Source organism: Paenibacillus solanacearum, assembly GCF_910593845.1.
Lineage (GTDB): Bacteria > Bacillota > Bacilli > Paenibacillales > NBRC-103111 > Paenibacillus_G > Paenibacillus_G solanacearum.
This window is the reverse complement of the sequence record NZ_CAJVAS010000001.1, coordinates 264,434-279,035: the sequence shown is the minus strand read 5'-3', so window position 1 is coordinate 279,035 and position 14,602 is coordinate 264,434. Positions and strand designations below refer to the sequence as shown.

At 58.3% G+C, this 14,602-nt stretch carries 11 protein-coding genes; all 11 read right to left on the bottom strand.

Annotated features, from left to right (window positions below):
• Positions 1–272: 272 nt before the first annotated feature.
• The gene (locus KXG62_RS01150) at positions 273–1,829 is read right to left on the bottom strand and encodes an FAD-dependent oxidoreductase (protein WP_218090060.1); all 1,557 of its coding nucleotides are present in this window, start codon (positions 1,827–1,829) and stop codon (positions 273–275) included.
• A 4-nt stretch (positions 1,830–1,833) separates the two neighbouring features.
• The gene (locus tag KXG62_RS01145; RefSeq protein WP_218090059.1) at positions 1,834–3,132 is read right to left on the bottom strand and encodes an FAD-dependent oxidoreductase; all 1,299 of its coding nucleotides are present in this window, start codon (positions 3,130–3,132) and stop codon (positions 1,834–1,836) included.
• Positions 3,133–3,341: 209 nt separating this feature from the next.
• Positions 3,342–4,871, bottom strand: a complete 1,530-nt coding sequence (locus KXG62_RS01140) for an extracellular solute-binding protein (RefSeq protein ID WP_218090058.1) — start codon at positions 4,869–4,871, stop codon at positions 3,342–3,344.
• A gap of 56 nt (positions 4,872–4,927) precedes the next feature.
• Positions 4,928–5,788, bottom strand: coding sequence for a carbohydrate ABC transporter permease (locus KXG62_RS01135; protein WP_218090057.1), 861 nt, complete (start codon positions 5,786–5,788; stop codon positions 4,928–4,930).
• A complete protein-coding gene (locus tag KXG62_RS01130; RefSeq protein WP_218090295.1) occupies positions 5,782–6,642 on the bottom strand; it encodes an ABC transporter permease in 861 nt (286 codons plus the stop codon). Before KXG62_RS01130 ends, KXG62_RS01135 begins: the two co-directional genes overlap by 7 nt.
• 301 nt (positions 6,643–6,943) lie before the next feature.
• Positions 6,944–8,416: a response regulator transcription factor gene (locus KXG62_RS01125; protein WP_218090056.1), complete on the bottom strand. Its 1,473-nt coding sequence runs from the start codon at positions 8,414–8,416 to the stop codon at positions 6,944–6,946.
• Positions 8,394–10,181, bottom strand: a complete 1,788-nt coding sequence (locus tag KXG62_RS01120) for a cache domain-containing sensor histidine kinase (protein WP_218090055.1) — start codon at positions 10,179–10,181, stop codon at positions 8,394–8,396. Before KXG62_RS01120 ends, KXG62_RS01125 begins: the two co-directional genes overlap by 23 nt.
• 369 nt (positions 10,182–10,550) lie before the next feature.
• The gene (locus KXG62_RS01115) at positions 10,551–11,762 is read right to left on the bottom strand and encodes an ankyrin repeat domain-containing protein (protein ID WP_218090054.1); all 1,212 of its coding nucleotides are present in this window, start codon (positions 11,760–11,762) and stop codon (positions 10,551–10,553) included.
• 245 nt (positions 11,763–12,007) lie between these two features.
• The gene (locus tag KXG62_RS01110) at positions 12,008–12,946 is read right to left on the bottom strand and encodes a metallophosphoesterase (protein WP_218090053.1); all 939 of its coding nucleotides are present in this window, start codon (positions 12,944–12,946) and stop codon (positions 12,008–12,010) included.
• 190 nt (positions 12,947–13,136) lie between these two features.
• On the bottom strand, positions 13,137–14,183 hold the full coding sequence (locus KXG62_RS01105) for an alpha/beta hydrolase family protein (protein WP_218090052.1): 1,047 nt from the start codon (positions 14,181–14,183) through the stop codon (positions 13,137–13,139).
• 47 nt (positions 14,184–14,230) lie between these two features.
• Entirely contained in the window at positions 14,231–14,602 is a 372-nt protein-coding gene (locus tag KXG62_RS01100) for a Rieske (2Fe-2S) protein (RefSeq protein ID WP_246627242.1), read from the bottom strand.

Here is a 14,602-nt window from a genome sequence, read left to right as displayed (position 1 = left end):
CTCCGCTTTCGGTTAAGTTGCGCTTGCGATTTGAATCCGCAGCGCAATCAAGGGAACTTCTTCCTGACAGTATCATATCACGGGCTTTCGTCGTGGAAAAAGAGAGGACCTTGCTCCATTTTATAACGATCTTGCTTGAAGAAAGGCAGCAGGTTCACCAGGCCCAAGCAAGCGAAGGCGCGCATATAAAAACACCCCTTGGTTCCAGCGCCAGAGGGTCCCGGCGGTTAGAACCAAAGGGGTGTGACTGTAAACGATTTGGGGCAGGTGCATCAAGGCCAGTGCAGCTCGGCGCCCTGGCGCTCCATCGTCTGTTGGAACGCGAGCAGGCGCTCCTTGCGGCTGCGCACCTCTCGCGGGCTCACGCCGTGCTCCAGGCAGAACGCGGCAAGCGTTCCGGCCGCTTCCCCGATGTTCCATTCCACCGGATGAAGCCGGTAGCAGCCGTTCGTGATATGCGTCGTGCCGATATTTTTGCAGGCCGGCAGCATATTGTCCAGACGTACGGGGATCAGCGCGCCGAGCGGAATTTGGAACGGCAGCGACGGGATATCGATATACGTCCGGTTCCCCGTGCTCGGATGCAGGTCGATCGCGTAATAGCCGATGCCGACGGTGTCCTCGAACGGCTGCGCTTTTCCGTCGGGGTGAGCGTCCGGGCTCAGATGCTGCTCCAGCACCGTAAATTCCGCCCGGATGCGGCGCGATTCGCGGATATACGGCGCCATCGCCAGGCCGTCCTCGGTGCCGACGACATCCGGGCGCAGCCGGAGCCCCGGGTATCCCGCTCCGCCGTCCGGCCGCGGCGCCTCCGTCTGCAGCCAGTACAGCAGCGATAGGCTGAGCTGCTTGGCGGCTTCCAGATGCTTGCGCCGCTCCGCTTCGGGGACGTCAATGACCGGACCGAGCCAGTAATCGTTCTGCGGGCAGTTGACGAGCGTAACGTCGCTGGCGAACAAGCCGGGCCGGAAGTGCGACCGGTCGAGGATGCGCCGGTAATGCCACAGCGACAGCTTGCCCTCCTGAGGGAACAGGGACAAGTCGACCGGCTTCAGCGTGCGCGGATTCGGGTATGTCCAGCCGAGCTGCGGGCCCGGCCAAAACTCCGCGCGATACGACTTCCAGAAGTCGTACTGCTCCGGGCGGGAGATCCTATGGTCTCCCCCTTCCTGATAGTCCATGGCAAAGCAATAGGTGATCGCCTGCATGTCATGCGGCATTGCCGGACCGTCCACCGCATGCGGCTCTCCTGTATCGGCGGCGGATTCGGCGCCCGTGACGTATTCCGCCCCCGTCAGCGGCAGCAGGTCGCCGCATTCGGTGGCGTCCAGCACGTAAGCGCCGGACGCGACGATGCGCGAGCAGTCGCACAGCTTCTCCAGCGTGACGGAACGGACGATGCCGCCGTCCGTTTCCGCCGCGACCGGACGCACGCCGCGCAGGACGGTCAAGCTGCCGCTATGCACGTGCGGCGCCAGCATCGTCTCCAGCACCGCGAGCGCGGCGCGCGGTTCATGGCTGATGCGGCTGACCAGCGCCGTGCCGGGATTGAGCAGCGGATTGGCGGCCGCCTCAGCCGTAAGCGGGAAGTGCTGCTTGTAGTATTGGCGAATGCCGTCCCGGAGCTGCCGGTACGTGCGCGTGCAGCCGTGCTGCTCGATCCAACGGTGCTCATCCGGCGGCACCGACTGGCTCGTGAGCTGGCCGCCGATCCAGTCGGTTTCCTCGGTCAGAAGGACGGTCCGCCCGGCTTGTGCCGACGCCAGCGCTGCGGCGCAGCCTCCGAGGCCGCCCCCGATGACGAGGACATCGGCTCGCATCTCTTTCATCGGCTTACTCCCCCGCAGCGCTCGGCGTTTCTGCCGTCAGGCCGAGCACAGCCCCTTGATCGGTCAGCGCCTTCTGCACTTGCCTCACATCGAGCTCGCGAGGCAACACGCCGCCTTTGGCGCACAGCGCCGCCGCCGTGCCGGCCGCCTGGCCGATCGCCATCGCGATGGGTTGGACGCGGATCGCCGAATGCGCTTCATGCGTCGCCGAAATCGGACGCCCGCCGATCAGCAAATTTTGAATCTTTTTCGGGACGAGCGTGCGGAACGGAATATCGTACCACTCTCCTGGCGGCAAGTGCTTCAAGATCGTCCCTTCGCCGTCCGGGTTATGGATATCGACCGGATAAGCGCCGCGGGCGATAACATCCTCGAACCGGCAGGAAGCGAGCAGCTCATCCGCGGTGAGCATATATTCGCCGACGACTCTGCGGGATTCCCGTACTCCGATCTGCGGTGCGGTCGTCTGCAGATAGGCTTCTTCGAAGCCCGGAACCTCCGCCTTCAGGAAGCGGACCAGCTGCTGCACTTGACGCCGGCCTTCGATCTCCGCCGCCGTCAAATCCCACGGGTCGGTGGCGTCCTTGCGGATGACCCGCGTCGTATTGAAATGAATGACGCCGGGCTGATTGGCGTAAAACCACAGCACATCCTCGCGCGGGCAATCGATTTCGCCCCGTTTCTTGGCTTCCTTGTACAGTGCCGTAATTTCCTGCCGCGTCTGCAGCCGGTCCATGTCGACACCCGCCATCCGGAAATTGAGCGTCATCGGTTGGCTCAGGCTGTCGACGGCCCTGCCTTTCTCCACAATCGCGCCGGCCAGCGCCGCGAGGTCCGCATCGCCGGTCGCATCGACGTACATGCTTGCCTGGAAATCGACGAGACCTGCTTTATTCGCAAACCGGATCGCTTCGATCCGCGCGCCGCTCTCATCCATCCTCGCTTCGCCGAGGAAGGAATGGTACAGCAGCGTAACGCCGGCTTCCTGGCACAGCTGCTCGGCGGCCACCTTCAGCGCTTCCGGATCGAACGCCGTTCGCTGCTTCGGATGCCCGTACATCCCCATCGCCGTCATCCGGTCGATCAGCTCCTGCAGCACGCCGAAAATCAGCTGTACGTTCGCCCCGCCCGATGCCCAATACGACATCCACGGATTGACCATCATGGCCGTCCCGGCGCCGCCGAGAAACCCGTAGCGCTCAACCAGCAGCGTCTTCGCCCCCATCCGCGCCGCCGCCACGGCGGCAGCGATGCCGCTGGGGCCGCCTCCGGCGACAATAACGTCATACGATTGTTTGATCATTTGTCAAAAACCTCCTCGATTACGAAAATGAACAGGAGCCTTGAAAGCCGGGACATCGGCCATCCTGCGGCAGGCACTGCAGCGCCAATGAATCATCGAGCGCGCGGGCCCGCACGTGGGACGCCTGCTTGTTCTCGCGGTCCAAGCCCCTGCAATAAATGAAGCCGGTAGGCCCGTGACGTTCGAGCGATGAAACGGCTGCCGGCCGCCTACTTCACAAAGCCCTGCTCCTTGATCTGCTTCTCCGCAGCGTCCACATATGTCTTATATTTAAAGGTTGTGTCAAACGTTTTCAGGAAATCCCCATATTCGGAGATCGGCCGCTTGCCGGTGACGAACTTGATCATCTCCTCCTCCGCGAACCGGTCCGCATCCGCCTTATTGAAGCCGGTCGGAGGAATGACGGAGCTGTCGAACGCGTGGATGCGCGGCGTTTTGATCGCAAAGTCGGTGGCTGCCGCCTGGTTCGGGAATTTGATCTCCAAATACTCCTTGTTCGGCCGCCCCGTAATTTGATACAGGTTAAAATAATTGCCTTCCTTGGCCATCAGCGGCGTAGGCTCGAGCTTCCCGTCCTTCAGGTTGTAATGCTTGCCCGGCAGGCCGTACATGACAAGCCAGTTGCCTTCTTTCACGGAGACGTAGTTGATCAGATCGAATACCTTTTGCAGCTTCGCTTTATCTTTTTCCAGCGATTTCGGAATGACCCAGTAGCGCGACGGCCGGTCATAGTCGTAGGAGCCGTCGAATTGCCCTCCCGGCCCTTTCAGCGGCGTCATCTGCACCCAGTTCGCTTTCGGGTTGATCGCCTTGTACTGCTCGACGAATTCGTCCTTCGCAATGTCCGTCCAGCCTTTGAAGATGAAACCGGCTTTGCCCTGAAACGCCTTCTGCACCTCAACGTTGCCTTTGTTCGTCATGATCTCGGGATCGACCACCCCCGCATCGAATAACGATTTGATATATTTAAGCGCTTCCGGCATGGCGGGGTCGTAGTACGCGTTCATCACCTTGCCGCCCTTCTCGTAGAACGAGCCGGGATTGCCTACGCCATACGCGCCGAACAAGGTGGCGAAGCCGTCGAATTTGGCCCCGGTCAGCCCGTACGTATCCTTCTTGCTATTACCGTCCGGGTCCTGCTCGGTGAACGCCTTGGCTACCGCCAAAAACTCCTCCAGGTTCGTCGGCGTCTTCAGGTTCAGCTTCTCCAGCCAATCCTTCCGCACCCACATCGAGGAGAAAGGCACATCCGCCGTCCGGGGCACCGCGTAAATTTTATTGTTGACCGTTACTTTCTTCAAAATGTTCGGCGTCAGTCCGACGATGAAATCTTTGGCCGGCTTCAATTCTTTGTCCATATAAGGCGTCAGATCCAGCAGCAGTCCTTTATCGGAAAACTCCTTGACATCCGAGAACTCGACCGAGAATATATCCGGAAAATTGCCGCCCGACAGCCGTACGCGAATCTGGTTTTTGTAATCGTCGCCCGAAGCGATCGCCGTCAGCTGGAGATCGACATTCAGCTTCTGGTCGATCGTCTTCTTGATGTCGTCGGCATCCGGCGCAGGCAGACCGGACGCCGCCATCGCCATCTGCAGCTTGATCGGGCCGGATGACGGCTGACTGCCCGTGCCTTTGGCCGAAGGATCGGACCCGTTACCCGACGTGCAGCCTGCCAGAACGTTCACTGTGAGCAATGCGGCCGATACCCCCAGCGTCCCCCATACTCTCCTGTTCATGCGCTTCCCCTTCCTTCCAATCGAATCTGTATTGATGCCGGCTGAAGGCCGGACGTTCAACCTTTGATGGAACCGAGCAGCATGCCCTTGGTGAAATGCTTTTGCAGAAACGGATATACGGCCAATATTGGCGCACTGGCAAAGATGACGGCGGCCATCTGCATCGTTACGGTCGGAACCTGGTCTTCGGCGTTTTCGAGCGGCTGCTGCGAGAGCATCAAAATCTCGCGGACAACGACCTGGAGCGGAAAGAGCGTCCGATCGGTCACGTACATAATGGCGCTAAAGAAAGAATTCCAATGACCCACCGCGTAAAACAGCCCTACCGTGATCATAACGGGCAGCGAGAGCGGCACCGTGAGCTGAACCAGAATGCGGAATTCCCGGGCCCCGTCCATGCGGGCCGATTCGAACAATTCCTCCGGCAGCTGCTCGAAAAAGCTTTTCATAATGAGCACATTGAAGCTCGACACGGCCGTCGGCAGGATGAGCGCCCACAAGCTGTCGATCAGCCCCGTCGCTTTCACCACCAGATACGTAGGAATGATGCCTCCGCTGAACAGCAGCGTGAAGACGACCATGACGAGGAACGCGCTGCGTCCGGGCAAATATTTGCGGCTCAGCGGATAAGCGACGAGTGTCGTCAGGATCAGATTGATCGCCGTGCCGACGACGGTGATGTAGACGGTGACGCCAAGCGACCTTGGAATGGTCGACGTGCCGATCAGCTTCTGGTAGGCATTGAACGTAATTTCTTTCGGAAACAGCACGTACCCTCCATGACGCAGCACCTCGGCAAAAGGCGTAAGCGAGACGGAAAACACATACAGCAGCGGGATGACGGCGGCAAGGCCGACGATCGCCAGAATACAATAGCTGACGGCCTGGAACAGCTTATCTTCCGTGTTGCTTACCATATGTTCTCCCCCCAACGTCTGGACAAGGAATTGGAGATATACACCAGGATGAGACCGATCGCCGATTTGAACAACCCGACCGCCGAAGCGAGGCTGTAATTCCACTGCTCCAGGCCTGTCCTGAATACCCAGGTGTCCAGAATGTCTGCGACCGGATACACGTGAACGTTGTACAAGATGTAGATTTGCTCGAAGCCCGCATCGAGCATATGGCCCAGCCGCAAGATAAGCAGCAGCACGATGACGTGGCGGATGCCGGGCAGCGTGATGTGCCACACCATGCGCAGACGGCTTGCGCCGTCCACCCGTCCGGCCTCGTACAGCGTCGGATCGATGCCGGCAATGGCGGCCAAATAAATGATCGCGCCCCAACCGAGATTTTGCCATATTTCCGAGCCGACGAGCACGCTGCGGAACCAGTCGGTCGAGGTCAAAAACGGAACGGCTTTGCTGCCTGCATCCACAAGCCATCGGTTGACGATGCCCGAATCCTGCGAGAAGAACATGAGCAGGATGCCATAGATGATGACCCAGGATAAGAAGTGCGGCATATAGCTGAGCGTCTGCACGAGCGACTTAAACCAGCGCACCCTGCATTCGTTCAGCAAGATCGCCAGCGCGATCGGCGGCACCATGCCGAACAGCAGCTTGTAGACGCTGATGAGCAGCGTATTCGTAAGCAGCTGGGAGAAGTACGGCGATTCATAAAATTGCTGAATGTATTTGTACCATGGATCGGCCCACGGACTGCCGAGGATGCCTTCCATCATGTCATAGTCCTTGAACGCGATGATGACGCCGTACATCGGGACATATTTATAAATCAAGTAATAGATCACGCCGGGCAGCAGCATGATATAAAATTCCTTGTACGCCCAGATGGCCTTCAGCTTGTTCCTTGGCCTGGCGCCTGCCGTCCGCAGCTTGGCGGCCGGATTCGCTTTCCTCGCGTCAGGATTCAACAGCCTCACATCCTTTCCTCGCTGCTTCGCTTCCCCTCGGTTCGGGCGTCAAACGGATGCGCCGTTCGGCTGACCATCGCCGGTTGACATCGCTTGGCCCGCTAAAGTGCGCGATCTTTGCCTGATTCCACGATACCATCTGGTTATGTATGGGATAAGGAACATTTTTTGGAGAGTAATGGAACAAATTTTGTTAGTTTGTGCCAACTCGATATTCGCTCGGCGTCGTCCCGGTCCAGCGCCTGAAAATTTTAATGAAATAATTGGCGTTCGGATAGCCGACCCGCTCTCCGACTTCCGCAACCGGCAGCTTCGTCCGTTCCAAGAGCCGCTTGGCCGCGCCGATGCGAATCTGCTGAATGTGATGCATTAACGTGACACCCGTTTTTCTTTTGAACAGCGCGCTGAAATACGCTTCATCCATGGCGACAAGCGCAGCGATCGACTTCAGCGTCAAATCGTCGTAATAATGACGGCGGATGTGCCTTAGCGCCTTGTCGATTTCCGGATGACCCGTGGCCGATTCGTTCACGTCGCCGTACTTGAGCGCATACCGTTCCGCACTGGAGAGCAGACGACGGCCAAGCTCCTCATGAGAGACGCTGGCCATGTACTCTTCCTCCGGCGTGCCGGTCTCTCCGGCGATGAGCGCTAAGATCCGGTCTACGCGCAGCGCCGTTTCCTTCACGGCGGCCATCGGCAGACGGCGCTCCGCCATCTCCTTCCATCCGGCCTGCAGCCGGCTTTGGAGCTCATCGGCCTTATGCTGCTCGAAGCTTTGAATCCACTCGCGCTCGGTGTCCCAGCGGAGTGTGGCGGCCGCAGCGGGGAGCCGGTCCGGCGCGTCGGCCTCGATGAAGCCCGATGCGCCTTCGTACCAGATCCGGTCCATTGTGCGCAGCACGCGCCTCCACGCTTCGGACAGCTCGTCGCGCTCCACGGGCCGCGCATAGACCGCCGGCCAAGGGATGGAGCAGCGGCTTGCTTGCGGCCGGAACGCCGCAGGGTCCCAGACGAATACCGTCGTTTGGCCGAAATGCGAATGCATGTGCAGCACGGCACGGCACCCCGGCGATACGATGCCGAGCTCCAGGAACGTTTCCGGCGTGAAGCGATCCGTCCCGTGCAGAAAGGAAACGATCGCGACCGATCGGAAGCGTCCATACCCGCCGGGTTCCTCGCCCGTCGGCAGCCACAGCGCCGCTTTCCCTTCGGCGATCGACTGCCACATGTCGCGGTATACCGATTCGAACGGCTGCCGGTGCGACCGGGATCTCGCCAGCAAATCGCGCACCAGCTGGCGCTTCACCTTGTTCAGCGTTTCCTCGATGGCCTGTACGTTCATCGACAGCTTCAGCAAGTACGCCGACGCTCCGTATTCGAGCGCTTGGCGGGCATACTCGAATTCGTTCATGCAGGTCAACATGACGAACGCGCATTCCAGCCCTTCCTCCCTGGCGCGCTTCATTAGCTCAATCCCGTCCATGACCGGCATCACAATATCGGCGATGACCAGATCCGGCGAACAGTCATGCATCAGCGCCAGCGCCTCTCGCCCGTCCCCCGCTTCGCCGACGATCGCGAACCCCATCGCCTCCCACGGGACAAGCTGCCTGAGCGATCGCCGGACAAAAGCCTCGTCTTCAACGAGCAGCACGTTCCACATGATTCGCTCCCCCTTCTTCATACGGTCTCGCGAGCAGCAGCGGAAAGCCGAGCCGTACCCGCGTTCCTTCCGCCAGCGGATGAATCTCGAGCGTCGCCTGCTGCTTGAACAGCAGCTCGAGCCGTTCTTTCGTATTTTTCAGTCCGATCCCTTTCCGTTTGCGGGCGGCATTGACCGAGGCCGCCGGGTTCCAGCCGGCGCCGTTATCTTCCACCTCCAAATAACAACGGTTCTGCTCGACGCCCGCGCGAATCCAGATGATCCCGCCCTTCCCCTTGCCGGATAACCCGTGAAAGATCGCGTTCTCGACAAGCGGCTGCAGGCTCAGCTTCGGGACCAGCGCATAGGCAAGCCCTTCGTCGCATTCCCACCGAATCTCGAAGCTTTGCTCGTAGCGGAACGATTGAATGGACACATACGCTTCCGTCAGCTCCCGCTCCACCCGGAAATGAACGAGATCCGTTTCGTCGTTGAGGCCCGTTTCCAGCAGCTTGCCGAGCGCAACGCAGATCGCAGCCGTCTCTTCATCGCCTTTGCCGAGCACGTTCCATTTCACCACATTCAAGGTGTTGAGCAAGAAATGAGGGTTCATCTGCGACAGGAGCACCTGAAACCGGACCGCTTCCTTCTGCCTCTCTTCGGCTTTGAGCCGCTGCAAGAGCGCCTGCAAATCGCTGATCATCTGATTGAACGTCTTGGCGAGCAGCAACACTTCGCCTTTGTAGTTCCCGGTATGCAGGTAGGTTACCAGCTGTTTGTCCGCGACCTCCGCCATCTTCTTCTGCAGCAGCCGAAGCGGCCGGGTGAGCGTCGATAAAATAAAGAACGTAATGACGACGAACAGGAACGTAAACAGAAGGAAGGTCGTGAGCGTTTGCCGTTTCATCTGCCCGACGTCGCCGAAAAACTGCTGGATCGGAAAACGGCTGACCAGCGTCCATTGCATCGCCGGCACCGGCATCCGGTTATACAGATACTTGCCTTCCATCCGGTGCGTGCTGTCCAATTGCTCTGCCTCCGACCGGGCAAATGCGGTCAACACGGGGTCGGCCGGTTCCCCGGTACCCCCGAGGATCGATCCGTTGCCATCAACCAAGAAGAAGTCTTGCGTAATCGGAAAGCTCCTCACCATGGAGGACAGCCAGGCCTGCACATCGATCGCGATGCGCAATAACCCTGCCCGGCCGCCGGAACCGTCATGAAGGATCAAATACAGCGTTAACAGACGGGCGCTTCGGCTGTCTTCCGGCCGCAGGTCGCTCGCTTCGTCGGGAACCCAGGCGTACGCCGTTTGTTCGCCCGTCAGCGCCGCGCCGGCCTTCCCGTTCATTGCGTCATCGTAGGTTAGCGGCATGTGGGGGATATAGGACGCGTACTGTTTGCCGTCCCGTCCGAGCAGGGCGTAGTACACATAAGGAGAAGGAAGAATTTTGCCGTTGATTTCATTCCATAAGCTTGCCAGCTGCTTGCGGGCTTCTTCTTCGTCTGCCGGCGTTGTTCGGTTCAACGCGCCGGTAACGGCGGGATCTTTCTCGAGACGGATCGCGATGCGAAACACCGTGCTTCGCAAATCTTCGAACATCATTTTGAGCTGCTCCAGCTGCTCCGTGTTTTGATTAATAATTTGCGATTCGAACGAATGCTCGATGGTGCTGATGCTGTGGAGTTGGAGGAAGGAGTAAGGCAGAAGAATAAGCAGCAGAAATGCGAGAAACAACCGGTTTTTCAAAGAAGACAGCGCGAAAAATCCGATCTTGTCTTTCACGATAAGCACCCCCCGCAATTGGTATGCTATTCGTTGTAAACGCTATCATATTCGGACAAAAAAGAAAAGAGCCTATCCGACCGGAACGAATGGCACGGACAGGCCGGAAGTTATCGTCAGCCCTGCGGCTCCGGCAGCTTGTCCGCATCGGCGGGATATCCTCCCGTCTGCAGCTCGCGCAACTAGAATGCTTCACACTCACCTCTTTTTACCTCATTCTATCCATTCGCACCGTTTGCATAGAGCATCCGCGTTATTCATGGAACGCCCAACGGGCTGGGTGGTTAAAAGAGTTCCAACCATTTTCATTGCAACAAAACGCCTACCCTCCGGTTCCGAATGGGCAGACGTTTCAATGTATCGCATGCCTTATGAGTTGGATTCGTACCTGTGCAGCACTTCGCGTGCGCGTTCCTGTAAGCCCGGAGAAGCGTTGCGATCGGCGCCTGCGTCGATCAGCATGCGGATGACGGCGCCCCAATCCGGGTGAAGCAGCGGCCAATGGCATACCGGATCGCTATGATCGGCTGCCCATACCGCTTGTCCCAGTACGGTTGCGCCATACATGTTCCTTGCCTCCAGCGGTGCGGCGCGTTTGAGGAGCAGCTTGACGACGTCCGGCTGCCCGCCGACAGCCGCCCAATGCATACCGCTCATGCCGCGCACCTGCATCCCCGGATCAACCCCGCGGTCCATCAAAAACTCGACAACATCGGCATGGCCGTATTCGCACGCCCACATGAAGCCTGACTCCAGCTGCGCAATTGTCGCATTCGCGTTCAAATGCCCGTCTTCGTCGAAATCGCGCTTCACCCGGTCCAGCTGCCCCAACCCTGCAGCTCCTTCGAGGTCAAGCCGAGCTCCGCGCTCCGCCAGAAAAGCGGCGGCTTGCGGCCGTCCGTTAGCCAGACATGCATTGACGATAGGCATGTCTCCGGGAGCGCCGTCTATCGACGCACCTGCCTCCAGCAGCGTCTCCATGAGGGCGATCTGCACGCCGGCGCGAGCCGGATGGACGCTCGTCGCCACGAGGCCGAACGCCGTATCTTGGCCGTACATGGCGGCGACCGCATCGACCTCTGAGCCGGCATGCAGCAGCAAGGCCGCAACGTGAACGGCGTTACCCGGCGTCCGTTGGCGGTACGCCTCCACGCCGTTCGCTCCGATGTAATGAAGCAGCGTCGCTTGGTGTCTTCTCATCGACCGCTCCCGAACCAACGCCGGGCGCTTCTGCAGCAGCGCTTCAAGCGCTTCGGTATCGCCGGCAATCACCGCCTCAACCGCCGATTCAAACATCGCCGCCGGCGAATGGCTTCGCGAAGCTTCCGATGCGAAACGTGCGAGCTCCTCCCAGCTTCCGAACCCGTAGCCCCGGGCGATGATGAGCCGCGTCTCGCAGAGCGTCAGCTCCCGTTGTTCCTTCGCTGAAGCGGGAATGTCAAGAAAGAGCGAATTCGTCTGCATGAAGCGGGAGGATTCGAAATCATCCGACTTCAGCATCTCCAGGAGACGAACCGCTTGCCGATCATACTGCTGCAGGTCGGAGTCAATCGGCAGCGGCTTCAACTGCGCCGTGTTCATAACCCATCTTCCTTTCACGATAAAATCCGTTGCAAATTCATGTTTCATTATGAAGCGGGTCAATGGAAATACAGCCGCTCACGATGGACCAGCCGATGAATATTTTAGCGACTCGCACATAAAAAAAGCTGTAGATGAACAAGCGTCCAACTACAGCTTATCACAAAACATCAGAAATCATTTCACGTTTGTGTATCGGTTTCACATGTTTTCCTTACTCGCTCCCTCGGCAGGCCGGATTAGACTCACACGTCGGCGGTGATTGTCGGGAATTGAACTTCGCCTATTTGTTCTGCCGTGAGCCGGACACTGAGTTCGCATCCATCTTCCGTTTCATATTTGCCCGATAACGGATTGAACACCTGAACCGTCAACTGCTTGGTGGAAGGCTGGTACTTGACGATTCGCAAGCGTCCCTCGCCCCCGTTTGGCGCGCTTTGCCAATTTTGAAACGATTGAAACACCGGGTTGCCGCTCTCGCCGAGATCGATCCGGTAGCTGAGGTTATGAGGAATATGATGACCGGAAAATACGGCGATCAGATTGGGATGATGCTTGAACGACTTATGCCACAGGTCCTCTCCGTCATTCGCGCCGGACGCGCCGGGATAAATTTTCGGATTATGCGTATTGCCGTGCTTCGTTCTTTCCCCTTTCATATACATATAGCTGTGCGTCATGACGATCGCCTCATGATCCGAATGGGCGCGCAAAATGGCGTTGCACCAGTCGATCACTTCGTCTCGAGGGCCAAACTCCAGCGATACAAAAATGAATTTGCCGCCTTCGATGTTCAGCTTCGCATAGCTGTTCTCGGATTTCCCTTCTTCGAACGTTGCGCCGAACCAAGGCTTGCTGCCGTAAACGGATTGTCCGAAATACTGATTGAACAGACGGGAGCTTCTGTCGATCTTTACCTGATTATCGTAATCATGGTTGCCTATCGCAATGAGCATTGGAATATCCGCTTCATGAATGACGTTGAGCGCCTGCTGGGCGATCCCGTACTGCTCTTCCTTCGTCTCTCCTGCGTTCACCACGTCCCCTACGTGCAGCACCATCTTCAGATTCAAGGCATCCGCTTGATCCGCAATCCACCGGGTTAATCCGGTAAAGGCCGATTCGTGTCGGGCCGATAAAATTTGCGTGTCCGGAATTACGGCGATCGAAAACGTGTCCGTCATTGTCCATTCCTCCGTCTCGGTTATTGGTTGCGTCATGAGGCCTACCCTTTAGTTTAATTGAAATGTGACAAAAGAAATACCTATTAAATCGATTATCTTTAGCACAAATCGCTTTCTTTATGTTCCGGGAACGTTCCATTCATCCCTCCATGCTGAAAAATCCCCCGATGGCGGGGGATTACGGCCGTATTCAATAACTGTTGCATATCCCCCGTTCCTCGCTGCCATCCATCCAAGTAATCCGATAAGGAACAGGCCGGGCCGCGTACATTGTAATTCGGCGCGAATGCAGATCGTAATGCGCCGTTGCGAGCGAATGGACGGAGTCCAGATGGATATGGAAATGCTTCGTATACAGGAAGCCGCCGACAAGCAGCGTGCCTGCCGCCTCCAGCCTCGGCGCCTGCGCGTGATCCTGCCGATTGCGCTCCGATCCCTCCTCCAGCAGCCGCTGCTGCTCCTCGGACACGCCGGTCAAATGGCCGCGTGCGCCGACGCCCGGCAGCTCGTCGTAACGGACCCCTGCACGCCGGCCGAGACGTTCCATCTCGCGCACGTAGGCGCGGGAATGCGATACGGGGACCCGAATATCTCCGTCCCCGTGCGCCATATACAGCGGCGTCCGGACATTGGCCGCCAACCGCAGGCCGCTCCGCGCTTCGTACCGCTCCGCGTTGGCTTCCGGGCTGCAGCCGATCCACACGTCCATCTCGTCGCGGAATTCGCCCGCTTCATCCTGCGCATACCATGCGGCATAATCCGAAATGCCGTATAATGCCGTCGCCGCCGAGAACAAGTCCGGGAACTTCGCTACCGCGGCGAGTACATTCCCTCCGCCTCCGCTGCCTCCTTCGAGATAGATGGCCGGCTCTACTGGCAGTAAATATTCCGCGTACTCCTGCTGTACGAAGCGCACGGCGTCGTACATGTCGATCAGCTCGCAGCCGTTGCAGTCCGGTTCGCCTTCGGAGAAAGCTCGGCCCCGCATATCGACCTGCACGACAACATACGGCAGCTCTCCCGGATGCTCGCGCCGCACCGGATTCGGCATACTCATGTGCCAGCCGTGCAGCTGCACGAGCATCGGGCCGGGCTTCTCCGGCTTTATAACATTCAGGCCGAGCTGAATTCCCGGCGTTACCGATGAAGTATAGCGGCAAAAATCTTGATAAGGCGATTGAAACGACCGGAGGCTTGTTTTCTCCAGCCTTGTTTCATCTTCGTAGGCTTCGTACATCGCTTATTCCCTCCGAACGCTTGTCGTCAGCAGCGGATGATTGACGGTTATTCCGTCAACAGTACATAAATTTCTTCTCCTTCGACCTGCACTTCATAGCCGCGAAGCTTAACCTGTTCATCGGACAGATGCTTGCCCGTCAGCAAATCAAATTCCCAGCCGTGCCATGGACATCTTAACACTTCCTTGTCCTTGCCGAATTCGTACTGATAGACGTCCGATGGAAGCTTGGTCCCGCATACCTTCCCCTTGCACACAGGCGCGGCAGCATGAGGGCATGCGTTGCGCCATGCATAGTACGCTCCGTTTACGTAGTAAATGCCGATTTCGATCCCACGGATTTCAACCAGCTTGCTCCCCGTCCGAACAACATCGCTTGCTTGAGCCGCATAATACTTCTTTTTTGCCGATGTCGTCAT

Excerpts from the sequence above, each read along its gene's own strand:
- KXG62_RS01125 (WP_218090056.1), bottom strand. The coding sequence starts at position 8,416 with ATGTGGAACGTGCTGCTCGTTGAAGACGAGGCTTTTGTCCGGCGATCG.
- KXG62_RS01100 (WP_246627242.1), bottom strand. The coding sequence starts at position 14,602 with ATGACGACATCGGCAAAAAAGAAGTATTATGCGGCTCAAGCAAGCGAT.
- KXG62_RS01110 (WP_218090053.1), bottom strand. The coding sequence starts at position 12,946 with ATGACGGACACGTTTTCGATCGCCGTAATTCCGGACACGCAAATTTTA.
- KXG62_RS01145 (WP_218090059.1), bottom strand. The coding sequence starts at position 3,132 with ATGATCAAACAATCGTATGACGTTATTGTCGCCGGAGGCGGCCCCAGC.
- KXG62_RS01135 (WP_218090057.1), bottom strand. The coding sequence starts at position 5,788 with ATGGTAAGCAACACGGAAGATAAGCTGTTCCAGGCCGTCAGCTATTGT.
- KXG62_RS01140 (WP_218090058.1), bottom strand. The coding sequence starts at position 4,871 with ATGAACAGGAGAGTATGGGGGACGCTGGGGGTATCGGCCGCATTGCTC.
- KXG62_RS01115 (WP_218090054.1), bottom strand. The coding sequence starts at position 11,762 with ATGAACACGGCGCAGTTGAAGCCGCTGCCGATTGACTCCGACCTGCAG.
- KXG62_RS01150 (WP_218090060.1), bottom strand. The coding sequence starts at position 1,829 with ATGAAAGAGATGCGAGCCGATGTCCTCGTCATCGGGGGCGGCCTCGGA.
- KXG62_RS01105 (WP_218090052.1), bottom strand. The coding sequence starts at position 14,183 with ATGTACGAAGCCTACGAAGATGAAACAAGGCTGGAGAAAACAAGCCTC.
- KXG62_RS01130 (WP_218090295.1), bottom strand. The coding sequence starts at position 6,642 with ATGCTGCTGCCCGGCGTGATCTATTACTTGATTTATAAATATGTCCCG.